This window comes from Roseovarius pelagicus (assembly GCF_025639885.1).
GTDB lineage: Bacteria > Pseudomonadota > Alphaproteobacteria > Rhodobacterales > Rhodobacteraceae > Roseovarius > Roseovarius pelagicus.
On sequence record NZ_CP106738.1, the window covers coordinates 3,366,699 to 3,390,242 of the forward strand.

At 58.3% G+C, this 23,544-nt stretch carries 25 protein-coding genes and 1 pseudogene; 11 read left to right on the forward strand and 15 right to left on the reverse strand.

Features of this window, described 5'->3' with window-relative positions:
• Nucleotides 1-46: 46 nt before the first annotated feature.
• The 3 genes from N7U68_RS17710 to N7U68_RS17720 form a co-directional block, all read right to left on the reverse strand.
• Nucleotides 47-2,065 (reverse strand): capsule polysaccharide biogenesis protein, encoded by a 2,019-nt coding sequence (locus N7U68_RS17710; protein WP_263047676.1) that lies wholly within the window; start codon nucleotides 2,063-2,065, stop codon nucleotides 47-49.
• The gene (locus tag N7U68_RS17715; RefSeq protein WP_165197694.1) at nucleotides 2,065-3,153 is read right to left on the reverse strand and encodes a polysaccharide biosynthesis/export family protein; all 1,089 of its coding nucleotides are present in this window, start codon (nucleotides 3,151-3,153) and stop codon (nucleotides 2,065-2,067) included. Before N7U68_RS17715 ends, N7U68_RS17710 begins: the two co-directional genes overlap by 1 nt.
• Nucleotides 3,154-3,325: 172 nt before the next feature.
• The gene (locus N7U68_RS17720) at nucleotides 3,326-4,618 is read right to left on the reverse strand and encodes a capsule polysaccharide biogenesis protein (RefSeq protein WP_165193339.1); all 1,293 of its coding nucleotides are present in this window, start codon (nucleotides 4,616-4,618) and stop codon (nucleotides 3,326-3,328) included.
• Nucleotides 4,619-4,744: 126 nt separating this feature from the next.
• On the opposite strand from N7U68_RS17720, the gene N7U68_RS17725 reads away from it, so the two are divergent.
• Nucleotides 4,745-5,332, forward strand: coding sequence for a riboflavin synthase (locus tag N7U68_RS17725; protein WP_263047677.1), 588 nt, complete (start codon nucleotides 4,745-4,747; stop codon nucleotides 5,330-5,332).
• A 91-nt stretch (nucleotides 5,333-5,423) separates the two neighbouring features.
• Here the strand turns inward: N7U68_RS17725 and N7U68_RS17730 are convergent, their stop codons facing one another.
• From N7U68_RS17730 to N7U68_RS17750, 5 genes are all read right to left on the reverse strand, one after another.
• Nucleotides 5,424-6,050, reverse strand: a complete 627-nt coding sequence (locus tag N7U68_RS17730; RefSeq protein ID WP_263047678.1) for a DUF3726 domain-containing protein — start codon at nucleotides 6,048-6,050, stop codon at nucleotides 5,424-5,426.
• Nucleotides 6,047-7,738 (reverse strand): hypothetical protein, encoded by a 1,692-nt coding sequence (locus N7U68_RS17735; protein WP_263047679.1) that lies wholly within the window; start codon nucleotides 7,736-7,738, stop codon nucleotides 6,047-6,049. The genes N7U68_RS17730 and N7U68_RS17735 overlap by 4 nt, the downstream gene beginning before the upstream one ends.
• A gap of 26 nt (nucleotides 7,739-7,764) precedes the next feature.
• Entirely contained in the window at nucleotides 7,765-8,751 is a 987-nt protein-coding gene (locus tag N7U68_RS17740; protein ID WP_263047680.1) for a membrane dipeptidase, read from the reverse strand.
• Nucleotides 8,748-10,199, reverse strand: coding sequence for an aldehyde dehydrogenase family protein (locus N7U68_RS17745; RefSeq protein ID WP_263047681.1), 1,452 nt, complete (start codon nucleotides 10,197-10,199; stop codon nucleotides 8,748-8,750). The genes N7U68_RS17740 and N7U68_RS17745 overlap by 4 nt, the downstream gene beginning before the upstream one ends.
• Before the next feature lie 89 nt (nucleotides 10,200-10,288).
• Complete coding sequence (locus N7U68_RS17750) at nucleotides 10,289-11,182, reverse strand: LysR family transcriptional regulator (RefSeq protein WP_263047682.1); 894 nt, start codon at nucleotides 11,180-11,182, stop codon at nucleotides 10,289-10,291.
• A gap of 166 nt (nucleotides 11,183-11,348) precedes the next feature.
• On the opposite strand from N7U68_RS17750, the gene N7U68_RS17755 reads away from it, so the two are divergent.
• The 3 genes from N7U68_RS17755 (at nucleotide 11,349) to N7U68_RS17765 (ending at nucleotide 14,209) form a co-directional block, all read left to right on the forward strand.
• Entirely contained in the window at nucleotides 11,349-11,660 is a 312-nt protein-coding gene (locus tag N7U68_RS17755; protein WP_165193328.1) for an ETC complex I subunit, read from the forward strand.
• Nucleotides 11,661-11,908: 248 nt separating this feature from the next.
• Complete coding sequence (ppk2, locus tag N7U68_RS17760; protein WP_263049184.1) at nucleotides 11,909-12,778, forward strand: polyphosphate kinase 2; 870 nt, start codon at nucleotides 11,909-11,911, stop codon at nucleotides 12,776-12,778.
• 63 nt (nucleotides 12,779-12,841) lie between these two features.
• Nucleotides 12,842-14,209, forward strand: coding sequence for an MATE family efflux transporter (locus N7U68_RS17765; RefSeq protein WP_263047683.1), 1,368 nt, complete (start codon nucleotides 12,842-12,844; stop codon nucleotides 14,207-14,209).
• Nucleotides 14,210-14,297: 88 nt separating this feature from the next.
• On the opposite strand, the gene N7U68_RS17770 is transcribed toward N7U68_RS17765, so the two are convergent.
• Both N7U68_RS17770 and N7U68_RS17775 read right to left on the reverse strand, forming a co-directional pair.
• Entirely contained in the window at nucleotides 14,298-14,723 is a 426-nt protein-coding gene (locus N7U68_RS17770; protein ID WP_165193322.1) for a hypothetical protein, read from the reverse strand.
• A 10-nt stretch (nucleotides 14,724-14,733) separates the two neighbouring features.
• Nucleotides 14,734-15,936: a pyridoxal phosphate-dependent aminotransferase gene (locus tag N7U68_RS17775; RefSeq protein WP_263047684.1), complete on the reverse strand. Its 1,203-nt coding sequence runs from the start codon at nucleotides 15,934-15,936 to the stop codon at nucleotides 14,734-14,736.
• An 85-nt stretch (nucleotides 15,937-16,021) separates the two neighbouring features.
• Between N7U68_RS17775 and N7U68_RS17780 the strand changes: the two genes are divergently transcribed.
• The 3 genes from N7U68_RS17780 to N7U68_RS17790 all read left to right on the forward strand — a co-directional run bounded on the left by N7U68_RS17780 (nucleotide 16,022) and on the right by N7U68_RS17790 (nucleotide 17,284).
• Nucleotides 16,022-16,423, forward strand: a complete 402-nt coding sequence (locus tag N7U68_RS17780; RefSeq protein WP_165197690.1) for a helix-turn-helix domain-containing protein — start codon at nucleotides 16,022-16,024, stop codon at nucleotides 16,421-16,423.
• 34 nt (nucleotides 16,424-16,457) lie between these two features.
• A complete protein-coding gene (locus N7U68_RS17785) occupies nucleotides 16,458-16,691 on the forward strand; it encodes a succinate dehydrogenase assembly factor 2 (RefSeq protein WP_263047685.1) in 234 nt (77 codons plus the stop codon).
• A gap of 92 nt (nucleotides 16,692-16,783) precedes the next feature.
• Nucleotides 16,784-17,284, forward strand: coding sequence for a MarR family winged helix-turn-helix transcriptional regulator (locus tag N7U68_RS17790; protein WP_165193318.1), 501 nt, complete (start codon nucleotides 16,784-16,786; stop codon nucleotides 17,282-17,284).
• On the opposite strand, the gene N7U68_RS17795 is transcribed toward N7U68_RS17790, so the two are convergent.
• From N7U68_RS17795 to N7U68_RS17805, 3 genes and pseudogenes are all read right to left on the reverse strand, one after another.
• The gene (locus N7U68_RS17795) at nucleotides 17,278-18,006 is read right to left on the reverse strand and encodes a DUF1194 domain-containing protein (protein WP_263047686.1); all 729 of its coding nucleotides are present in this window, start codon (nucleotides 18,004-18,006) and stop codon (nucleotides 17,278-17,280) included. The genes N7U68_RS17790 and N7U68_RS17795 overlap by 7 nt on opposite strands.
• Nucleotides 18,003-18,701, reverse strand: coding sequence for a DUF1194 domain-containing protein (locus N7U68_RS17800; RefSeq protein ID WP_263047687.1), 699 nt, complete (start codon nucleotides 18,699-18,701; stop codon nucleotides 18,003-18,005). The genes N7U68_RS17795 and N7U68_RS17800 overlap by 4 nt, the downstream gene beginning before the upstream one ends.
• Nucleotides 18,695-19,124 (reverse strand): annotated as a pseudogene (locus N7U68_RS17805) (VOC family protein). Before N7U68_RS17805 ends, N7U68_RS17800 begins: the two are co-directional and overlap by 7 nt.
• A 144-nt stretch (nucleotides 19,125-19,268) precedes the next feature.
• On the opposite strand from N7U68_RS17805, the gene N7U68_RS17810 reads away from it, so the two are divergent.
• From N7U68_RS17810 to N7U68_RS17820, 3 genes are all read left to right on the forward strand, one after another.
• Nucleotides 19,269-20,102, forward strand: coding sequence for a thymidylate synthase (locus tag N7U68_RS17810; protein WP_165193312.1), 834 nt, complete (start codon nucleotides 19,269-19,271; stop codon nucleotides 20,100-20,102).
• 3 nt (nucleotides 20,103-20,105) lie between these two features.
• Nucleotides 20,106-20,585 (forward strand): dihydrofolate reductase, encoded by a 480-nt coding sequence (locus tag N7U68_RS17815; protein WP_263047688.1) that lies wholly within the window; start codon nucleotides 20,106-20,108, stop codon nucleotides 20,583-20,585.
• Between the two features lie 141 nt (nucleotides 20,586-20,726).
• Nucleotides 20,727-21,311 carry an invasion associated locus B family protein gene (locus N7U68_RS17820; RefSeq protein WP_165193308.1) on the forward strand — a complete coding sequence of 195 codons (585 nt, stop codon included), beginning with the start codon at nucleotides 20,727-20,729 and terminating at the stop codon, nucleotides 21,309-21,311.
• A 28-nt stretch (nucleotides 21,312-21,339) separates the two neighbouring features.
• Here N7U68_RS17820 and N7U68_RS17825 read toward each other — a convergent pair whose 3' ends face one another.
• The gene (locus tag N7U68_RS17825) at nucleotides 21,340-22,104 is read right to left on the reverse strand and encodes an alpha/beta fold hydrolase (protein WP_263047689.1); all 765 of its coding nucleotides are present in this window, start codon (nucleotides 22,102-22,104) and stop codon (nucleotides 21,340-21,342) included.
• A 182-nt stretch (nucleotides 22,105-22,286) separates the two neighbouring features.
• On the opposite strand from N7U68_RS17825, the gene N7U68_RS17830 reads away from it, so the two are divergent.
• Nucleotides 22,287-22,661: a hypothetical protein gene (locus tag N7U68_RS17830; protein ID WP_263047690.1), complete on the forward strand. Its 375-nt coding sequence runs from the start codon at nucleotides 22,287-22,289 to the stop codon at nucleotides 22,659-22,661.
• On the opposite strand, the gene N7U68_RS17835 is transcribed toward N7U68_RS17830, so the two are convergent.
• Nucleotides 22,600-23,490, reverse strand: a complete 891-nt coding sequence (locus N7U68_RS17835) for a DUF817 domain-containing protein (protein ID WP_263047691.1) — start codon at nucleotides 23,488-23,490, stop codon at nucleotides 22,600-22,602. The two genes, N7U68_RS17830 and N7U68_RS17835, sit on opposite strands and share 62 nt — an antisense overlap.
• Between the last annotated feature and the right edge of the window lie 54 nt (nucleotides 23,491-23,544).

Genomic DNA, 23,544 nt, shown 5'->3' on the forward strand with positions numbered 1-23,544 from the left:
CCGCTGCGAGTATTGTTCAGGTCAGTTCGGTTGGGCAGGAGATTCATCAACGCCAAAGCACTGCACGCGAGGCGAGAAGGCCCTGTAGTTTCGCTAGCAGCCGGTTGGCAAGGCCGGGATGCGGCACCGCGCCCGAAGCGAGCCGGTCGACCACCACTTCGACAGAGCAGGGTTGTTGTGTGACGGGATCGAAATAGCGCGGATAATCAATCAGAACGGCATGTGCAAGACCGGCAAGATCAGGCCGTGCTGCCCGGCGCGCAGGGGTGCGACCCAGATCATTGGTTAGTCCCCACCCCGCATAAAAGGGTGCGCCGGTGGTGGTCACGGGGACCCCGCGCAACAGGGCCTCGAATCCCATCAACGAAGTCATGGTCCAGACCTCATCAACCTCTGCCAGTAACGCGGTCGGATCGCAGCGGGGCAGAGTTGCGTCAGCCAGCCTTGATAGGGCGACATCTGAGACCGCGCCATTACGCAATCCGGCCTCGACATCGGGATGCGGTTTATAGAGGAGAACGGCGTCAGGATTGGCTGCGCGGACAGCCTGCAACAGATCTAGATTGGTCTTGATATTCCCCGCGCCAAGGCGGATCGACGCATCGTCCTCGACCTGGCCCGGGACCAGAATGCGGCGGCCAACAGGCAGGTCAGGCAGGCTACCACCCAGATTGTACTTGCTGATACCCAATGCGACGAGCCGCTTCATCAGCACCTCGACGCGCGCGCGCTGATCGGGGCGGAGGGTGGCGCGTTTGGAAATCCATCCTTCCAGATCGCTGGGGCGTGTCGGATCGTAATAGATGCCGCGCGTGTCGCAAACGAGGCTGAGCGGAGGGATCAACTCAGCGCCGAGGCCTCGTGAACGCAGGAATCCATCCTCGATCTTCGTCGCACCCTCGGGTGCATCTCCGGCGCGACCCGCCCATACCATATCACGGCGTGGCAGGGCGGCAGGACGGTCGAAGGTCATACGTTCATGCGCGCCAAAGAACTGCTGCAAAGGTTTGCGTTTCCACATCCGCATACCATGCGCGGACCACCCGTGGCGATCCTCGCGCCATGTGCGCACCTGAGCCTCGAGGGTTGTGATCGCATCCTCGATCTCGCATAGCTGATCATGGTGAGGATCGTACCAGACCGGGTAAAGGATCATCGCGGCTGCAAAGAGTTGCGCGCGGCTGAGATTGCGACCACGGCGTTGCAGGCCAAGCGGGTGACGGTCCTCGGTCAGACCCCAGCCCGCGTAAAATGGTTGTCCGAATACGCGCGGACGGTGCCCTGCATAGATCGCCTCGAACCCCAGTTGCGAGGTAACCGTATAGACACCGGTGGCACCCTCAAGCAGAGCCCAAGGGCTAACGGGATCTGTTAGAATGGTGATGTTGTCCGCTGCGTCATCTGGTCCGAAATATCCCGTCCGGTAGCCATCCGTTGTTTCGGGATGGGTCTTGATCACGATGCGCGCGCCGGGGTTGTCCTCTTGTGCGTAGTACAGCATCTCCCGGAACGTGTTCGCATCCGCACCGCCATAGGCGATACTGGCATCGCCGCGGGTCTGGTCGATCACCAACACATAGCCTGGGTCGGGGCAGGGTGCCGTGGGATCAAAGGCGTTGTATTTGCTTAGATGGGCGTCCTGCAATCTGGCAATGGCACCGCGTGCGCGATCCAGTAGGGCAGTGTCATCCAGCGGATGGGTCGCCAACAACGTTTCCAAATCAGAAGGACCGGTGTGGTCGAAATGCACGCCCGTCTGGTCAATGGCGAGGCCCAGTGGCGGCGCGCCTGCGCGGCCCGGATGGACGGACCGTAGGAATGCGTCCTCTACACGGATGATCTGTGCGCCGGTTTTCTCGGCTACGGCTTCACCACGCGCCGCATAGGGGCTGTGACCCCAGACGGCGATCAGATCATCGGGTCCGGGTTTGCCCACCCGCAGATCGTAACCTGCCAGCGTCAGGATGCGCCGTACCTGTGGTTGGCGCAGGAAACCGAGGTTGAAAAAATAAGCCCGCCGGGGCGCGTCGGCTCCGGCGGGCGAATGGTCGTCGGGCAGGGGCATTAGCCGCCGAAGGCCGCTGTCGCACCGTCTACTGTGCTGACCACACCAAGTGTGCCGGTCAATGCACCGATCACCTTGCTCCACTGAGCGAACGGTGCTTCGGTCACATAGAGCGTGTCCTGATCGCGAACAGAGAAATCACGCGCCATGAACATGCCGTTGGGCTTGGTCAGGTCCAGCACGTATATCATCCGCTGGTCGCCAACGAGGTCGCTGCGTCCAAGTACCTGATTGGCAATTTCCGCAGGTTCATTCCGCAGGATAAAGACACCGGTGGGATCTGATGTGCTGGAGATCAAGCCGCCCACAGTCGCGATCGCCTCGATCGCGCTCAGGGTCTGGGTCTCGAATGTCACGCGGCTTTGTGCGCCGGTGGCTCCTAGTGCGGTAAAGGCGCGGCTGTCCTGTTCGATCAGGATGCGATCGCCACCACGTAGGGCGATGTCGAACTCCGGATGCTTGTAAAGGTCCTGAAACCAGACCTTGCTGCGTTCTTCACCACGGATCACCGTGATCTGCGCCACTTCTGCGGGGATGGTTATCCCGCCCGCAGCGGACAGCATTGCTGCCAAAGTCCGCGTCGGACGCTCAATCGGATAAACACCCTGCGCACCGATCGCACCCACGAGCGACACGGTTGAACCATCGCCCGCCAGACGGCGTACCTGAACCTGCGGATCGGGCGTCTGTTCATCCAATTTGGCGGTAATGATGCGGCGGATGCTCTCAGGCGAGTTGCCTGCTGCGCGGATACGGCCTGCGTATGGCACGAAGATGAAGCCGCTGCCGTCGACCTGTACTTCTTCGAGGATGGTTTGGTTGGCTGCCTCGCCTGCCAACAGCCCGTCATCGACGTTTTCCCAGATGGTCAGACCCAGCGTATCGCCTGGACGGATCGTATCAGAACCGAGGCGGCCAGCGTTCTTGAACTTGTCTGAGAAGCCGAGGGCGGGTTGTACGGCTGTGGCACGGGTCACGCGGTCATTGACGGATACCACGTAGGCGTCTCCGGAACGTTGAACTGACCCAGAATATATCTGGCGTTTGTTCGGACCTACCTGTGGGAGGATCCCACATGATGCAACCATCAGGGCAATGGACAACAGGGCGACGGACCGCGCCCACAGACGTGTAGGGGTTTTCACTGCTCGGTCTCCTCGACCTATGTTACTGCCTCAGTACTTTTTTTATTTGTACTTTTACTTTGCGCCGAATCTACCTGAGTTGGCTAGATAAATCCAGCGCTACAGGTTGTGTCTGTCACGTCACGACCCGCAACTGTTGCCTCGGTGCCGCTGTGCCTGACTTCAGCGCGTCGTAAGGATCATCACTGCTTAGCATCATATCGACCGCCTGACGCAACAGTTGGCGACGGCCCCGCGCTGAATAAAATCCGCCCGCGATCTGGCTGGTTTCCAACAGGTAGCGGCGGTAGTCGGCATAGGCTTTGCGATCCGGGCGTTCTGCGCCGGCAAAGAAATCTGCCAGTGGTTTGGTCGAAACAAACTCGGGTTTAGCGTAAACTGCCTCGCCGAACGTCTTGAGCGGGATCCCACGCCAAAGCACCTGCTGCGCGGCAGTGGAGTTAACTGTGACGGCACTGCGTGCCTCATCCAAGAGCTGCGCCAGCTTGCCACCGCGCACGTAATGCACCCTATCCGCGACGCCGTAGGCGCGCGCTAACCGGCGCAAGTCGCGCCTGACAGGAACGCGGCCGTCTTCCAATGGATGCGCTTTAACCACGAGGTGATGATGCGTCGGGGCCCCCCGTGCGAAACCCTCTATCACGGTTTCCAGAAAATCGCTCATCGTGTCAAAGGGCGAATGCATCTGAAAGCTGCTGTCGTGTTCAAGCTGAAGCAACGCCAGATGATAAGGAAAGCCACCATGACGGATGCGCCAAGTGGAGATGCGCCGGTCGACTGCTTGGAACGGCATCAGCAGCAACCGTTGGATATAGAGCGCGAATTCCTTGCGGACCGTGATTGAACGATGTGGGCGGAAATTGCGGTAGGCCTGATTGGCCAGCAGAACGCAGCCATGATAGATCGCGCCATAGAAAACATGGTGCCGCATGTCACCCCAACTGGCAGGCGGAAGCGCGGTATCCATGTCCGACAACTCTAGATCCGCGCGCATTTCTTCGACTGATTTTTCCATCAAACGTGAATTGCCGTTGGAGCCGCCGCGTTCATAGGTAACCCAATAGGGCCGCATGTAACCTTCTTCAAATACATGCACCCGCAGGCCCATCGTCTTTGCCATGCGCACTGCTTCTGCGTGTATGGGTCTGGTATCGCCATAAAGGACGATATCGGTGATCTGGCGGTTCTTGATGGTATCGGTCAGCATCTCGGCCCATTGTCCGGGTGCGCCGCGAAAGGGAATATAACTGTTACGTTCACGCCAGAAGAATCGATCACCAGAGTTGAACCCAATGCGCCACACATCCGCACCCGCCCGACGCAGCATCCGCGCCAGTCTGGAAAAGAACGGTCCGTGCGGCCCCTGCAGAAACAGGAAAACACGGGAAGAGCCAGCATTGTTGCTCATTGCGCCAATATACTCGGTTGCCTCTTCTATTGATTACGCGCGGAGTTGGGCAAAAATAAGACGCCTGCCTTGCCTTGAACGGGCGCGATCGTTACCTCGGGCGGGCAGGGCATAGGGAGACGGACCATGTTCACCGGAATTATCACCGATCAGGGAACGATACGCCAACTGGAGCAACGCGGCGACCTGCGGGCGCGCATCGGCTGTGGTTACGATACGGCGAGCATCGACATCGGTGCCTCGATCGCCTGTGATGGTGTCTGCTTGACCGTGATCGCGCTGGGCGATGATTGGTTCGACGTCGAAATTTCCGCCGAGACTGTGTCCAAAACAAACCTCTCCCAATGGGTGGAAACGCGCCAGATCAATCTGGAACGCGCGCTGAAAGTGGGCGACGAGCTGGGCGGCCATATCGTATCGGGCCATGTGGATGGCGTGGCCGAGGTGGTGCGGATCGCCGAGGATGGTGACAGCACACGCGTGACGTTGCGCGCGCCTGATACACTCGCGCGTTTCATTGCGCCGAAAGGATCGGTCGCGCTCAACGGGGTATCACTGACAGTGAACGAGGTGGATGACTGCGAATTCGGCATCAATTTCATCCCGCACACCAAGGAAGTGACGACCTGGGGACAAGTGGCGTTGGGCGATGCGGTGAATCTGGAGATTGATACGCTGGCGCGCTATGTCGCACGGTTGCGTGACTTTGCCTGAACAGTCCGGCACGGCGCGCTACGGGCGGGCTTTTTTCTTTGATCAATGCTCCCGCCACAGGCATCACACGGGTTGTAATCACGTCTCGCGTTCAATCGTTATCCGACAGACCAGCACCCGCACCTGACAGGCGGCTGGCCTCGGTGTCCGGGGCGTATGTCCGGTGGGCATAAGCAAGCAGCACAGCTTCAGTGGAACGGGGCATTTGATAGCGCTGCTGGCAGATCAAGCGCGGGAGCCCCTTGTCTGGATCTGCGCCCGTGCTGATACGGACATCGACAGGGTGTGCGTGTGGCGGCATCTTACCGCACGCGTGCTCGCCAAAGATGAAACTTCCACCCGCGCAATCCATCCGCAATGCGGTTCCGGTCTGCGCTGCGGCGGCAGCAACGAAGGGCACCAACAACATGGGATCGGCCACGCCCCGCAAAACCAAGGCCGGACCGCACGCGACTGTCGCCGCCCTATCAGCCAACGCGACGCCCGCACCAATCGGACAAAGTGGCCCGCTGGTCGCTGTCCAGATCTCGCCATTGGGCTCGGGTGCCGCGCAGGGACCACGTTCCAGCCGCGCAACCAGCATTTCGGGTCCCGGCAACGATACCGAGGCCAGCCATCGAACCGCGCGTCCGGCCTCTTCGGCCATGCCCCAAGAGAATCCCGCGCCCCGTGCCGCCTTGCGGGACAGGCTTTCGGCCTCACTCAATGACCAACTCATCTGCTGGTTCCTTGCGGTGGCAATGTCCAATCGTCGGCTTCGGCTTCACCCAACTCGGCAGGGAAGGGCGCATGTTTGTACATGTTGATGCGCACCCAACGGTCTGACCGCGGATCGAAATGGCAAGCGCCAAAGAAGCTCAGCTTGGCGCGCAGCATATCAATCGGCAACAGGTCCGCGCCGATGGTGTTGTCGCGGATCTCTGCATAGGGTAGATGCGCGGTGATTTGCGCACGCCGCACCATATGTCGATGTTCTGGGTGATGCAGGGCAAAGGCGGCTACGGTTTCACCGCCGAAACGGTGCAAATCTTTGTACATCAGGGCAGAATCCCGTCCGGGGCAAAGCGGTTGTTCGTAAGGGGTGAGCGGCTCGGAATGACGCTCGCCCAATCGCGGTTCAAGCTTTGCCTCGGAGATGTACCAGACACGTGCAATGGCAGCGGGATCCGACCAGTCTGTATCAAGTGCCCAGCGATACACATCTTCGGTGATGGTACGAAGCTGACCGACACTCATCGCTCCGTCAATGCGCCAATGTGCTGTCTCGTCTGATGCCATGCCGGGGCCGAGATCGTCGACCAGATGCCCATAGGGTTCTAGTAGTAACGACGCCAACTGTTCCTGACCCTCAAGGCTGAGCGCAGCCTCGCCCCACAGCCAGAGCCGGTCCCACGGTGCGTTGGTCAGCAGGTCAGCGTCCTTCAGATGCGCTTCTAGCGCCTGCAGATCCGAGCGCAACGCATCCAGCTTGTCGATCTGCACTAGATGCTCGGATACCCAATCCTGGGCGTTCCGGCGGGCGCGTCGGATCAGGTGACGCAGAGTATCAATCTCTGCTATTGTTGCAGTTGACAACGAACGAACCCGCGCCAATGCGGTTTCGCGGGCGTTGATCCAACTGTGTAACAACGCCGGATGGTTGAGCAGGAATGGTGCCATCCCCAGCCCCGTCGAGTTTCCAATGCCGAATTGACGGCGCAACGCAGGGTCAATTGGCACTGCAGTCGCGGGGTTGCGTTGATGCGCCATGAACTCGACCAGATCCATCACGAACGTTCGAATCAGGTACACATGCAACATTTCGACTTGAAAGGGTGCCTGAAACTCGGGCCGGGCACAGGTGGCTTCGCGGTCCGCTGCGCCAAATTTGCCAGAGCCATAGACGGCGGTGGTACGCATCAGATACCCAACTTCACGGACTTTTTGCGCATCCGGCTGCTGCCCTGCGGCAAGGCGACTGACCACATGGTCCCACAGCCGTACGGACCGGTTGGCACGGGCCAGTGACAGTTCTTTTTCGGATATACGGCCCGCCTCCTGCAACGGCACATTCTGCTCTAGGCGATCCAGATCAGCTTTGTCAGGAATGCCGTCGAAAAGTGTGAAGGTTGCATCCCAAGCTGTTGCGATGACCCGGTCTGACCGCAGCTCGGGGGGCAGGTCATGCGAAAACGCTACCAGAGAATAGCTGTTTTGTGGTCCGTGCGCAGTATAGACAGCGCGCCCCACGCCGCGTGCGTCGATGTCGAACATGGGCACTCCGAAATGCCAGTTCTCGGATTTGAAACGGCGCAGAAGCTGACGCATGAAGGACAGGCGGCACTGATGGAGCGATCCCATTCGGGCGAGTTGCATGACAGTGGCGGGGTCGCGTGGTGCAACCGTCGTCACCTGAGTTTCTTCCATCACTCGCTCCTCCCTCCGCGCGCTGGTCAGCCAATGTTTGTTGGTGTGAAGTTTTCCTCGAAAAAGCGCAGCCAGTTATCGCCCATCAGATCGGCCACCTCGGCGCTGGCAAAGCCGATCTTGCGCAAGCCATCCTCGATATTGCCGAAATCGCGGTTGTCGGCGAACCAACCCGGTTGTGGCGGAAATCCCGGCGCTGCGGCAGAGCCTTCGCCGTAATCGACCGTTTTGGTCCAGCGTCCGGTGCGCATCCATTCCACGATGCTGTCGGGCTGATCCTGACACAGATCACTGCCGATGCCGAAATGCTCAACCCCGTACCGCTCGGCGGCTGTGGCGATCATGGCGCAAAAGCTGTCCAGCGTGCAGTCCGACTTATCCTTCAGGTGGTGCGGATATAGCGAAAACCCCATCATGCCGCCGCGTTCAGTGACCGCGCGCACGACATCATCGCGCTTGTTGCGTAGGGCGGGCTGCCAATCATGCAGATTGGCGTGGGTGATGGCGATGGGGCGCTGGGACAATTCTGCTGCCTCGATGGTCGAACGATCCGCCGAGTGGCTCATGTCGATCACCATGCCGACGCGGTTCATCTCCTTGATAACCTCGCGGCCCATGCGGGTGATGCCGGGGTCTTCGGCCTCGTAACACCCGGTCGCCAGCAGCGATTGGTTGTTGTAGCTTAACTGCATGAAGCGTGCCCCGAGATCGTGCAGCACTTCGACCAGACCGATATCGTCCTCGATCGGGCTGGGGTTCTGAAAGCCAAAGAAGATGGCCGTGCAGCCGGTCTCGTGCGCGGTGCGCACATCGCCCGCCCACCGACCCTTTATGATCAGGTCAGGGTATTGTTCGAACCAGCGATTCCATTTCTCTATGTTCAAGACGGTTTCGCGGAAGTTCTCATGGTAACTGATCGTCACATGCACGGCGTCGACACCGCCCTGTCGCATCTGGCGGAAAACCTTTTCCGACCAGTTGGCGTATTGCAGACAGTCAACGCGGTAGGTCATGCCGGATCGCCTGCCGCGATGTAGGCGGTTTTCACGACGGTATAGAATTCCCGCGCAGTCTGACCCTGTTCGCGGGGGCCGTAGGAACTGTCACCGCGCCCACCAAAAGGCACGTGATAGTCGGTACCGGCTGTGGGCAGGTTGACCGTGACGACGCCGGTGCGGGCGTTACGGCGGAAATGCGTGGCACGCGAGAGGCTGCGAGTCACGATACCAGAGGTCAGGCCGAAATTGGTGTCGTTCACCGTGTGCAAAGCTTCGTCGTAGCTGCCCACTTTGATCACGGCTGCCAATGGTGCGAACATTTCCTCGCGGTTGATGCGCATATCATTGGTGGTGTTCAGGAAAACGCCGGGTGTCATGTAGTACCCTTCGGTTTCGCGCTCGACCCGTACACCGCCGCAGGCCAGTTCGGCACCTTCGGTCTTGCCGAGATCAGCATATTTCAGGTTCTCGGTTAGCTGGCTTTCGCTGACCACCGGGCCTATTTGTGTACCTTCTTTCAGTGCGTGACCAACCGTCATTGCCTCGGCGCCCTTGATCAGCATTTCGGCAAAAGCGTCATGCACGGCCTCGTGCACGATCAATCGCGACGATGCGGTACATTTTTGACCCGATCCGCCAAATGCACCACCCAGAGCGAGGGTGACGGCCAGATCAAGATCGGAGTCATCCATCACCACCAGCGCGTTCTTGGAACCCATTTCCATCTGGACGCGGGTGAAATTCTGGATCGCTGCGGACGCGATGCCGCGTCCGACCGGTACGGAGCCGGTAAAGGAGATCGCATCCACCTTGGTGCTTTCGATCAGACGCTGCCCCACGTCGCGACCTGCCCCCATGACAAGGTTAAAGAGACCCTTGGGGATGTCCTGACGGCTGATGATCTCGGTCAGGGCAACGGCAGAGGCAGGGGTGACGTTTGCCGGTTTCCATAGCACGGCGTTGCCATAGGCCAGTGCCGGAGCGATTTTCCAGCTGGCCGTGGCGGTGGGGAAGTTCCAGGGGCTGATCACGGCGACGACACCCACTGGTTCGCGGCGCACGTCGATTTCGACGCCGGGGCGCACACTGTCTGCGTTCTCGCCCAGTTGACGAAGACATTCAGCGGCGTAGTAGGTGAAAAACTGTCCTGCGCGATAAACCTCGCCCTTGCCTTCGGCCAGCGGTTTGCCTTCTTCGCGGCTCAGTAGCGTGCCCAGTTCTTCGGCGCGCGCCATCAGTTCATTGCCGATGGCCATCAGTGCGGCCTGTTTGCGCTCCATCCCGCAGGTGGCCCATTCCGCCTGTGCGCGCCGTGCGGAGGCCAAAGCCTGATCAAGCTGTTCCGCGCTGGCCTGTGCATAGACACCGATCAGATCGCCCAGATCGGACGGGTTGCGGTTCTCGATTTCGGAGGATCCTTCGCACCAGTCACCGCCGATGTAATTTTTCTGAAGGTTGGCCATGAGTCGTTTCCTTTCGCGCGCAGTTCGGGGCAGCCGGTATCTGGCCATAGCTATGAATTTAAGGCAAACGCAAATTTGTTAACTAAAATTCAGCTTTTTTGAAATTTTGGTGGTGGAGAGACATTCGCGCTGCGAATTGCGGCGGCTAATGCGGCGGTGGCGGGGGTCATCGTGCTGTGCGTTGGTACGACCATCCAGACCTCACGTCGTGTCGTGGCATCTGCCAGTGGTAGAAACGCCAGATCCATAAACTTGGGCAACACGGCCAGTTCGGGTAGGATGGTGATGCCCGCTCCTGCGCGCACGAGGCTGAGAATGGACGCGGTATTGTGGACCATAAGGCGCGAGGAGTGCAGGATCGGCTGGAATCCCGGATCGCGGATTTGTTGACACAGACCGTTGGCGATAAAGGCATGGCTCACGAGGTCATCCCACCCCAGATCTGTCCAGTGTTGCGCCAGTGGGTGATGGATGGGGCAGACCACACCGAAAGCGTCGGAAAGAATCAACTCTCGGTCGAATCCCGGAAAGGGCGCGAGGCTGGCAATGCCAATGTCGGCCTTGCCCTGCTCCAGATCGCGCTGCACCGATGCGCTATCGGTATCACGCATCTCAATCCGGACGCCGGGCCGCGCTTGCATGTAATGCTCCAGTATCGGGGGCATGATGGTCTGCGCGACCGAAGGCGTCACCGACAGGCGCACATGCCCATCCTCTGCCCGCGCCAATGCCTCTATGGCGGCGACGGTCCGATCAAAGTGACCTAACTCTTGCGCGGCCTTTGCTGCAATCTGAGCGCCGAGCGGCGTCAGGTGCGATTTCCGCGCGCTTTCAAACAGGGGCGCGCCGATGTGATCTTCGAATTGACGGAGCATCATCGATACCGCTGACGGGGTGCGCCCCAGCACCTCTGCTGCGTCTGCCAATCCGCCTGCGTCTGCGACAGTGCGAAAGCATCTGAGCATTTCAATCTTTATCGCCAATTTCAGATCCTCTTAAGTGTGGGCGCGGCTAGTTCACTCATCTTGTCACCCGACGGGCAGGTCAGACAAGAGCACCCGTGGCGTCATACATCGCTGCCAGACCTCGATCACAGCTTGCCCATGTCGCGTGAATTTGGGATAACCGCCCAAGCCAAAGGAGACGCGCATGCCCGCACGTATTTTCAGACCCACCCGAACCGCAATGTCATCGGGTACCGCAAAGACCCGCAAATGGGTTCTGGAGTTCGTCAACCAAACGGCGCGCGAGGTCGACCCACTGATGGGCTGGACGTCATCCAACGACATGCAGGCGCAGGTGCGTTTGACCTTTCCGACCAAGCAGGCTGCGCTCGACTATGCCAGAGAGCATGAGATCGACGCCGTTGTGCAAGAACCAAAGCCACGCAAGGCCAATGTCCGTCCCGGTGGCTATGGTGACAACTTTGCCACCAATCGCCGTGCTGTCTGGACGCATTGAACCACTTGCGTGACTTGCCCCGACCAGAGGCAATCAGGCCACCCGCTGGCCTGTACTGACCGCGATTCCCCGCAACAGCCAACTAAATGCCAGTTTCTGGATCAGGTTTGACCCGGATCAAGGCCAGATCTGTGTACCAGTGCTAATCTGATCGCGAAAATGCGAGAGGGACAAAAGCAATGGTGAGCAGAACGACAGTTGCCCAGAAGGTGGACCATGATCAGGCTGAACAGGTTTTGGCTGCTGACATGAGGTCGACGCCAAGTACTGTAGACGATTTGCGTCATGCCTTTGAGAACGGCGATTATCCCTATAAGAACAAGTTAGGCCGCAGCCTCTACGAGGAACAAAAGGCTCGCATTCAGGTCGAGCTTTTGAAGGTGCAGCATTGGGTCAAGGAATCTGATCAGAAGATTGTCTTGTTGTTCGAGGGCCGAGACGCGGCGGGCAAAGGGGGTACGATCAAACGGTTTACGGAGCACCTGAATCCGCGCGAGGCGCGCGTCGTTGCGTTGAACAAGCCGACGGATCAGGAACGCGGCCAATGGTATTTCCAACGCTATATCGAGCATCTGCCGACCACCGGTGAAATGGTGTTTTATGATCGGTCTTGGTACAATCGCGCAGGTGTAGAGCGTGTTATGGGGTTTTGTGAGCCCAGCGAATATTTGGAATTCATGCGGCAAACGCCCGAATTGGAACGCATGTTGGTACGCTCGGGCATCCGACTGTTCAAATACTGGTTTTCAGTCACTCAGGACATGCAGAAACGGCGCTTTGCCAGTCGAGCAACGGATCCATTAAAGCAGTGGAAGCTGAGCCCGATTGACAAGCAGAGCCTCGACAAGTGGCGCGATTACACCGAGGCCAAAGAGGCGATGTTTTTCTACACTGATACTGCCGATGCGCCTTGGACGGTGATCAAGTCGGATGACAAGAAGCGTGCACGCCTGAACTGCATGCTGCATTTTCTCAGTACACTCGATTATCCGGGCAAGGATCCAGCGGTCGCAGTAGCGCCTGACCCATTGATCGTTTGCAACGCGCAGCATGTCATTCATAATTCCTCGCACATTTTTGGAAAATCGCTACATCCAGAGGCGCGCGCGCCACGTTGAGTTTCGTACGCTACCCCCAAAGGACATCTTGCCGGGCGCGTCCGCCCGGCATAGGGGTAGGGCATGAGACAGCCCGGGACAAACCGCCATCACGCCAAGCGTCTGCTGACGCTGGGATTGCCGTTGGTTGGCAGTCATTTGGCACAGTTTGCCATTACTCTGACAGATGCGCTGATGCTGGGGTGGTACAGCGTTGACGCGCTTGCCGCCGAGGTGTTGGGCGGGACGCTGTTCTTTGTGTTTTTTATCATGGGATCGGGTTTTGCCTGGGCGGTGATGCCGATGGTTGCTTCGGCGCAGGCATCCGGCCAAGAGACGCAAGTCCGGCGCGTCACGCGCATGGGGTGCTGGGCCTCCATCGCGTTTGGTCTTGCGGTGCTTCCTCTGACGTATTTTTCGGAATTCCTGTTTCTGGCGTTGGGGCAAGACCCTGAGATTTCGGTCATGGCCGGGCAATATCTCAGCATCGTCGGCTTTGTCGTGATCCCGTCGCTGCTGGTTATGGTGTTCAAGTCCTGCCTTGCCGCGCTGGAGCGCACGCAGGTGGTTTTATGGGTCACGCTGGGTGCGGTGATCCTGAATGTGGTGGTGAATTATCTACTGATTTTCGGCAACATGGGCTTTCCCGAGTTGGGCATTGTTGGCGCTGCCGTTGCTTCGGCGACAGTCACGACAGCGTCTCTGGTGGGCTTGGCGATTTACGTGGCTGTGGCATTACCCGAACATGCCATGTTCACCCGCGTCTGGCGCCCCGACTGGGAAGCGTTGCGGGCCGTGTTCCGTCTTGGCTGGCCGATCGGCATGACCAACCTTGCCGAAGTGGGCCTGTTTGCTGCGTCCTCGATTATGATGGGCTGGCTGGGTACGATGCAGTTGGCGGCGCATGGGATCGCGCTTCAGATCGCGTCGATCACGTTTATGATCCACCTCGGGCTGTCGAATGCCGCCACTGTCCGCGCGGGCCAAGCCTTTGGAACCGGCAACATGCGCAGCCTCAAGGATGGTGCCAAGGTGGCGGTTGTGCTGTCCTTGGTCGCTGCCGCGCTGACGATGATCGTGTTCTTTACGATCCCCGAATTTTTGATCGGCATATTTATGAGTCCGTCAGAGCCAGAGCGCGACGCGGTGATCGCCATTGGTATCTGGCTGTTGGCGGCGGCGGCCCTGTTTCAGCTGGTGGATGCGGGGCAGGTCATGGCGCTGGGCCTGTTGCGCGGTGTGCAGGATACGCGCGTGCCGATGATCATTGCGGCTTTCAGCTACTGGGGGATCGGAATCCCGGTCAGCTATGTCTTTGGTTTCACACTTGGTTACGGTGGCGTTGGCATCTGGCTTGGCCTTGCGGTTGGTCTGGCCTTTGCTGCGGTGTTCATGCTGGCGCGATTCTGGCGCTGGCTGAAACGGAATGCACACAGCGCGCAGGATGCTTAGATATGTAAAATTCCGCGTGCTGTGCGGAATTTTACAACCTCAGCGCAGCAAATTTGCAAAGCATTGGCAGCAGGGGAGAACGACGTGGTCAATCCCCGTCGTCGTCATCATCGACATCTTTTAGCAGTCTGTCTGCCTTCTTGCGCACCAGAACCGTGCGCAAGTCATGCATCGCCATCAACAGCGCGTCGGTCACTGCCTCCAGCTGATCATCAGTCGCACGGGACTGTGCCCAATGCGTTGTCGTATTCAGATAATCGACCGCCCTGTGGATGTCGTCAATGTCGCGGTATTCCTGTAGCTCCAGACGTTCGGCCATCCACTCTTGGATAACCTCCCTGTCTCGGTCGGTCAGTTCGCGTTCGCCATGTGGCTTGATCTGGCCATTGCGGATGTTGACCACCGCAATCTGATCCATGTCGATCCGGCGCTGCCGGTTCTCCGTATCGACGCGGAACACGAAAGCACCATTTTCGCGCACCCTGAAATAATATTCCGGCAGTTCTCCGGCCATGCGGTCTCCTTTAACGCAGCTTGGCGCAGAACTGTTGGATGCGTGTGCAGGCCTCCTCTAGCGCGGCGTCCGACGTAGCGTAGCTGACGCGGAAGTTCGGCGAAAGTCCGAATGCCGCTCCAAAGACAACCGCGACGCCGGTTTCCTCCAGCAGTGCGGTGGCAAACACCTCGTCATCGGTAATTTTTGTGCCAGCCTCGGAGGTCTTTCCGATCAGCTCTGCGATCGACGGATAAACATAGAACGCGCCGTCTGGGGTCGGGCATTGGATGCCGGGTGCTTCGTTCAGCATCCTGACCACCAAATCACGGCGGCGTTTGAAAACAGCGTTATTCTCTGGGATGAAATCCTGTGTGCCGTTCAGCGCCTCAACGGCTGCCCACTGGCTGATGGTGCATGGGTTCGAGGTGCTCTGGCTCTGAATTTTACGCATCGCACCGATCAGCCATTCGGGGCCGGCGGCGTATCCGATACGCCATCCGGTCATGGCATACGCCTTGGAGACGCCATTGCAGGTCAGCGTGCGGTCATAAAGCTGCGGTTCGACCTCTGCGGGGGTGCAGAATTTGAAATCACCATAGGCGAGGTGTTCGTACATATCGTCGGTCATTACCATCACGTGCGGATGGCGTAGCAGTACGTCTGTCAGTGCCTTCAATTCGTCCCAACTGTATCCCGCGCCGGTTGGGTTGCTGGGAGAGTTGAAGATGAACCACTTCGTGCGGGGCGTGATCGCGGCTTCCAGTTGATCCGCGGTCAGCTTGTACCCGGTCTGCATCGAGGCCTCGGCAATGACTGGTTCGCCACCTGCCAACAGCACCATATCGGGGTAACTTACCCAATAGGGGGCGGGTATCACCACCTCATCACCCGGGTTCAGCGTTGCCATGAGGGCATTATAAAGGATTTGTTTACCACCAGTGCCGATGCTGACCTGAGCCGGGAGGTAATCAAGTGCGTTATCGCGTTTCAGCTTGGCGCAGATGGCTTGCTTGAGTTCGATAATGCCGTCGGGAGCGGTGTAACGCGTCTTTCCCTCCTGAATCGCGCGGATGCCAGCGGCGGCGATGTTTTCGGGCGTGTCGAAATCCGGCTCGCCTGCGCCAAGGCCGATCACGTCGCGCCCGGCCTCTTTTAGCTCGCGCGCCTTGGTGCTGACGGCGATGGTGGGCGAGGGTTTGACGCGCGATAGTGTCGCGGAGTGGGCATTCATGGCGGGCTCCGGTTTGAATGATGGCTCTGCATGTCTTAGGTTGCGCTTGAAGGCGGATCAAGCATGATCGCCAGAAAGGAAAATGATGACTGCTGTATCACTCGAGGGTTGGTACGACCCGGACGCGACCACATTCGGCGATCGCGTGGCAGGTGCGCGCGAACAGGCCGGTATGAGCCAAGCGCAATTGGCAAAACGGCTGGGGATCAAGAAGAAGACCCTAGAAGAATGGGAAAACGATCATTCCGAGCCGCGTGCAAACCGTCTGTCGATGATGGCCGGGCTGATGAATGTCACGATTACATGGTTGTTGACAGGGCAAGGCGAAGGACCGGGCGATCCCGAGGGCGCCTCACTCTCGCGCGAAGCGTCTGAACTCTTGAGTGAAGTGCGTGAGATCAGTGTGCAGATGCGGCTGGCCTCTGAGCGGCTGAACCGGGTCGAGAAAGAATTGCAGACGCTGCTGCGCGAGCCCGAGATTGCCTGACGAAACCCGCGCTACCCGGCTGCGGCGGCTGGGCATGCGATCGATCCGTCGCGGAACCAAGGAAATGGATATCGTGCTGTCGCGCTATGCGGCGGCACGGTTGGAGATGCTCGACTCCGAAATGCTGGATCTCTACGAGGCCCTGCTGGAGGAGAACGATCAGGACCTATACCAATGGGTTTCAGGTCAGGTTGCGCCACCGGCGCGGTTTGAAGTGCTGGCAGCAGATATCGTACAGCACGGCACCGCAGGTGCGGCAACGAAGTAGATTGCATTTTAGGCGCTATCGGTTCGGTTTAACCGATTGTTGGGCATTTTCGCGCAGGGTCACTCTCCAAGCGGTTTCGCACGGAGATGATAATGACTTTGCACGACACTCTGAGCCCCCCAAAGGCTGAGCAGGGCTTTATGACCGGCTATCTGGACGCTCTTGCGCTGGTGGAACGCCTGCATCGGCTGTTACTGGATGTCATCAAGGATGAATTCGAACGCGTCGGAGTACTGGAGATTAACGCAGTTCAGGCGCTGCTGCTGTTCAACATCGGTGATAACGAGGTTACAGCTGGTGAACTGAAGTCGCGCGGATATTATCAGGGCAGCAACGTCAGTTACAATCTGAAGAAGCTGGTCGAGATGGGCTATATGCACCATCAGCGGTGCGAAATTGACCGTCGATCGGTGCGCGTACGCCTGACGCAGAAAGGGCGCGATATTCGCGATATCGTTGCCGGCCTTTTCGAGCGGCACGCCGAAGGGTTGCAGGGCAGGGGTGTTCTGGGCGCGGACGGGATCGACCAGATTGCCATTTCTCTGCGCAGGGTAGAACGGTACTGGACGGATCAAATTCGCTATATTTATTGAAGATCTGATGGAATGGTCTGTGTGGTTGTCTCTGATACAGTCAAAATCTGCACCTCGCGCAGCAGCTTGCGTGCCATAGCCTGCTGGAATGCGTCGAAATCGACGGCAGTCTCGATAAAGCTGCCGGGGCCTCGGATCACATGGGTTCGGTAATGATGTTCAAGAGTCTGCGTCAGGCTGAGATCCTTGTCGATATTGTCGCGCCCGAGGGGATTGATGACCAATCCGTTGATCGTGATCCAGCCATCACGCGGTAAACCGCCCGGATGCGGACCGGCATTCGAGGGACCGTCGCCCGAAATATCCAACGTATGTTGCCAGCATAGGCCGCGCTCTTTGAGCAGCTCTGTGCCGAATGTAATCGCTGCGCCAACAGCAGTAGTGGGGTCGGAGAAACGCAGATTACTGGAACGAAGCTGAGCCGCGACATCCGCCGCATCCTTTGACGTGCGAAGCGTCGTCCAAGCCACCAGAATATGTTGTTGATTGGGCGCGCCCCATTGGTAAACCGCCAAATCTACATGCGCTTGGGGCATTGAAAAGAGTGCGGCCTGCACGCTCTTGGTTTCCAGTGCATCCGCCACCCCGTCAAGTTGTAGCCGATATTCGCGTTCGTCAACTGAGTCTGAAACATCAAGGCCAAGTGCCAATGCCAATCGGCACTCAGCCTGCGCCGTTGGCGGCGCGAGGCAGAGAGCGCAGAGCAGCAGAAGCTGTCTCATCCGCGTGGACGTGGGCGCGCAGTCGGGCCCGTTCCCAGTATGATGTCGCTGATCTCGCGGTGCAGTTTGCGTGTCATTGCATTTTGAAAATCGGCAAATCCATTCGCGATCTCCAGAAACGCGCCGGGACCGTGCAGAACCTCGCCATGGTAAAACCCTAGCACATCGGGGTCGTCCCCGAGGATCACCAACCCGTTCACAACAACATCCTGAAACGGAAAATGCCGATAGGCATTGCCGGGGCGAAAGCCGTAATTGTTGACCCCGTCACCGGACATATCGATCACGCGCCGATCACAGTCTGGCCCGCGCTCCAGCACGGATGCGCCATAGGCCAATGCCTGTCCTACCGAGGTGGGGAACTCATCGTGGCTGCGTGTCATTTGCCCCAAGGCAAGCACCGCACGATCGATGTCGCCGTGAGTGCGCAATGCGGTCCAGTCCAGATGCAGCTTTTGCTGATAGTGGCCTGACCATTCATAGACCGCGAGCGCCACATGACCCGGCGCACCCTCTAGAATCGCGTGCCGAACATCGGACGAATCGAGTGCGGCAGACGTCCCCAACCGTTGCAGGTTGTACTCTGTCGCATCCACCGAGGCTGACACGTCCAGCGCCAGAACCAGCGCAAGCCGACAGTCGGCCTGCGCGATTCCGGGCCAAAGCAGCCCCAGAAGGCATGCGAGCCTTACCAATGGCCGGTATTCTTCATGCTCGCCCAGGGCTCTTGCGGGGCCAATGCATCGCCCTCCTGCAACAATTCGATCGAGATGTTGTCGGGGCTGCGCACAAATGCCATATGCCCGTCACGGGGGGGGGCGATTAATAGTCACCCCGTTGTCCTGCAGATGCTGGCACATGTCGTAGATGTTTTCGACACTATAGGCCAAGTGTCCGAAGTTCCGGCTGTCGTCCGGCAGGGCCTCATCGCCATCCCAGTTATAGGTCAGCTCGACGGGGCATTCTTCCTGTCCGTCGGGTGCCAGGAAAATAAGGGTGAACCGCCCCCCTTCATTTTCCATGCGACGGGTCTCATTCAATCCGAGCAAACCGTAGAAAGCAATTGATGCGTCCAAATCTTTAACGCGCACCATCGTGTGCAGGTAACGGGTTTTCATCGGCAGTTCTCCTTATTTTGCGTTGTCTGTGATCCTAGGGGCAAACGCCGTGCCGTCCACCCCTACAACGGGACGCGATCAAACTTGTGATCTGTGCAGGTGCCGGGTAACTCTGGACCAAGACGAAGGCCATGAGGGGCGAGGATGCAGCAATATCACGACGCATTGAAAACCGTGCTGGCCGAAGGCACGGAATCGACCGACCGAACCGGCACCGGCACTGTTTCCTATTTCGGTTTGCAGAGCCGCTATCGGATGTCAGATGGCTTTCCTTTGGTCACGACCAAGAAACTGCACCTGCGTTCGATCATTCACGAGTTGCTGTGGTTTCTGTCTGGCGACACGAACATCGGGTATTTAAAGGAGAACGGTGTTTCGATCTGGGATGAATGGGCAGATGAGAATGGTGATCTCGGCCCGGTTTACGGTGCGCAATGGCGGCGCTTTCCTGCCTTGGGGGTTGAGGTTGGCGAGGCCGACGGCGCCCCGGTGTTTCGTGCGCGGACGATTGACCAGATAGAGGATTTATTGGACTTGATCCGAAAGAGTCCGGACAGCCGCCGGATGATCGTGTCCGCGTGGAATCCGGGTGATGTGCCACAAATGGCGCTGCCACCATGCCATACGATGTGGCAGGTGCGGATCGCCGGCGGCAAGCTGCATCTGCAACTCTACCAACGGTCTGCGGACATGTTTCTCGGTGTTCCGTTCAATATCGCGTCCTACGCGCTGTTGTTGCACATGCTGGCCCATGTGACAGGATACGAGCCGGGGGATTTCGTGCACACACTGGGCGATGCGCATATCTATTCCAACCATATGGAACAGGTCGAAAAGCAGCTGGCGCGCACGCCGAAACCACTTCCGAAATTGCGCATCACCCGCGATGTCGGATCGCTATTTGATTTTCGTTATGAGGATTTCGAGATTACTGACTATGATCCTGATCCGGGCATCTCTGCCCCTGTGGCGGTTTAGACGATGTTGTCGCTCGTCGTCGCCCGCGATCGTAATGGCGCCATTGGCAAGGATGGAGATATCCCTTGGAATGCGCCCGAGGATTTGGCCTTTTTCCAACGCGAGACCACTGGCGGCGCAATCATCATGGGGCGTAACACGTGGGAAAGTCTGCCCTACAGGCCATTGAAAAACCGCCTGAATATCGTAGTTTCCTCCCGTGAAATCCTGGATGTTGACCGTTTCGCCAGCGTGTCGGAGGCTATTGAATTCGCCAAATCCCGAGGGCACGCGCGCCTATATGGGATCGGCGGCGCGGGTATCTATCGTGAAATGATCGAAATCGCGGACAGATTGCTGATCACAGAGGTTGACTTGGACGTGGACGCGCCTGATACGTTTTTCCCCGCATTTCAGGCTGCCGAATGGGTTGAAACCTCGCGTCAGGTGCTGCGCGGATCTGACCCGCGTTGTATGCTGGTCGAGTTGATGCGCAGCCGTTGATGGCGTCTTACCGCCCAAATGCCGCTATGACTGGTTGCGCTCGGTCTTGTGATCCATTTTAGTCGCGCCCAACAGGTAGCCTACATAGATGCGCCCGCTGGTGCGTGGCATTTCTGACAGACCAACGAAAGTGAGCCAAGAATGTTTGCCATCGTCAAATCTATCGTCACACTGCCGATCAGCGTCGGCCTGATCTGCGCCGGTTTTGCCGTATCAGTAAATGCGCAGGAGGCGGAACAGCCAAAACGGACGACCGAGGTGTTTGGTGATTGGACGGTAGAATGCATCGCACCGCCTGCCAAGGCAGACAGCGCAGAAAAACCTGCTGAACAATGCGAGATGCGCACTCAAGTCACCGTGCGGGGGGAGGATGATGTGCAGCGCCCCCTTATTCAGTTAGGAATTGGTCAGTTGGGGCTGGCGGACGATTTCTGGATTGTTATCCAGACACCGCTGAAGGTGGTTCTGCAAGACGGCGTCCGGTTCGTTTTATCCTCCACTGAAAGTGACGATCCCGACGCGGACGAAGCTTTGGTCAAGACGCGCTTTCTCTATTGTGAGAAAACGCATTGTGTGTCGCAGGGTCGGATGGGCACGGTTCAGTTGGATGCGCTGGGCGATGCGGATGGTGCGCGGGTGATTTTTGTTGCCGCTCCTGAAAAGAAGCTGGAGATTCCGCTGTCCCTTGATGGGTTTTCAGAGGCCCGTGCGGCCTTTGTTGAGTAAGCGGGAAACACCACGCACAGCAGAAGGGTCAGCCAGTGCGCTCCAACCAGGTCCGCACTGTCGCCTCGAACGCGCGTGGAGCCTCGGCATGTAGCCAATGACCCGCTTCGGGCAGTTTGACGAACCGGGCTTTGGGAAAGAGACGCTTGATCTCTGGTCGGTGTTCGGGCTGAACATAGTCGGATTTTCCGCCTGACAGAAACAGCGTGGGGTGGGTAAACTCGGCGTCGATCTGCGGGAAACCCATGATGTCTGGCATTGCAGCACCCAACGCGTCGAGGTTTAGACGCCAGCGCCCGGCAGACACATCCAAAGACTGCAAGAAGAACGGGATGAGCGCGGGATCATCAATCAGGTCCTTCATCCGGTCAATTGCGTCCGAGCGCTTTTCAAGCCCGGTGAGGTCTACGGATTTGAGGGCATCGACATATCGGATCTGGCTATGCTCATACGTCACCGGCGCGATATCAGCGACGATCAGTCGGCCCACATTCTCTGGGTACTGCAGGGCTAACGTCATGGCTGCCTTGCCGCCCATGGAATGACCCAAAACATCAAACGGGCCGTCCTGCGCCACCAACACTTCGGCCAGATCGAACGCCATGTCGGCGTATGTGTGGCTGTCCATCCAAGGGCTGGCGCCATGATTGCGCATGTCTACGGTAACGACGCGCCGGGTATCCGACAAACGCTTGGCGATCACGCCCCAGTTGCGGGCGGATCCGTAAAGGCCGTGCGCAATCAGCAGGCTTGGCTGATCGGTGCGGGTTCCGTGTTCGATAAGATTCAGCATGCAGCCTAGATAAGCGGTTTCAGGTCAAATCTGAATGGCAGATTTATGTGCCCGGGTCGTTTGGCCCCAAAATATTTCTAAGACCGGGCCGAGGAGGCGATGCAACGTGTATGCGCAACATATTGAGACCGATGCGCGCGCACTGTAAGGTGTTGGATGGTTGCAATGACAGAGCGAATAGAATGATTGATCAGGACCGCTTCGGGCATGACGTCACTGCGCTGATGGAAACGCTGCGCGCCAAGTTAGGTGCGCGGGGGTCAAGCCTGCACAAGCGTTTGCGCCGTGCCGGGCGGCGGTTGCCTAAATCGGGGCACAGGGCCGGTCAGGTTCTGACGGAAGCAGAACGATGGATGGCGCACCCCAAGTTGCGCGCGCGCCTTGACGCGGGCAAGATTGACGCTGCCCTGACCGAGATCAACCGTCAATTGGAGGATGTTGACCCGGTCGACGCCCGCAAGGGTATGCTGCTGGGTATGGCGGGCGGCTTGGTGTTCAACCTGATGATAGCCGTCGCCGTTCTGATCGCGGTTTTGCGCTGGCGCGGTTTGGTTTGATCAGCGCGGCGGTATGCAGCACCCGCCGCACCACCAGCGTCACAGTGACGAAACTGACGAATAACAACAGATACCAAGACCCCATTTTGCCAAAGCTGACCAATTGCATGCGGGCTTGTCCGCTATAGACCCAAGTGCCGGTCATCGTGCCGATATTTTCAGCCAACCAGAGAAATATAGAGGACAAAAATGCGGCCAACGGCAGCGGCATCCAATAATCGTTCTCGCCGATCCGAAACCATATCCTTGTACGGGCATATAGCAGCACCGTGGCGGCAAAGAGCAGCATACGGATGTCGGGCAGAAAATGATGTGCAAAGAAATTGATGTAGATTGCCGATGCCAGAACCACCGTCATCCAAAAGGGTGGGTAGGGGGCAAACTGCATCTCGAATACGCGGATTGCCCTCGCCATGTAACTGCCGACCGCGGCATACATGAAGCCAGAGAATAGCGGTACGCCGAATGCCTTTAACAGGCCGGGTTCGGGATAGCTCCAGCTACCTGCGTAGACCTTGAATATCTCCATTGCAGTACCGGTCAGGTGAAACAGGGCGATCACGCGCGCCTCTTCCCACGTTTCCAGCTTGAAGACGAGAAAGAGAGCCTGAAGCCCAACCGCCAGCAACACGAGTGCATCATACCGTTGAAACGTCCAGCCGTCCTGCCAGATCGCTTTGGTCAGCAGGATGCCGAGGAGCAAGGAGATGCCAAAGAGAGCTGACCAGCCCTGTTTCAGCACAAACATGGTGAACTCGGACAACCAGTTAGGCAGACGCGCGCGCATCCAGTTGCCCAAGGCGCGTTCTATTCGGCGGGTGGTGGTCATGGGATGAGTAGTTGCGAACAGAGTCGCGGATGTCCAGCGCGTTTACGCGGTTAG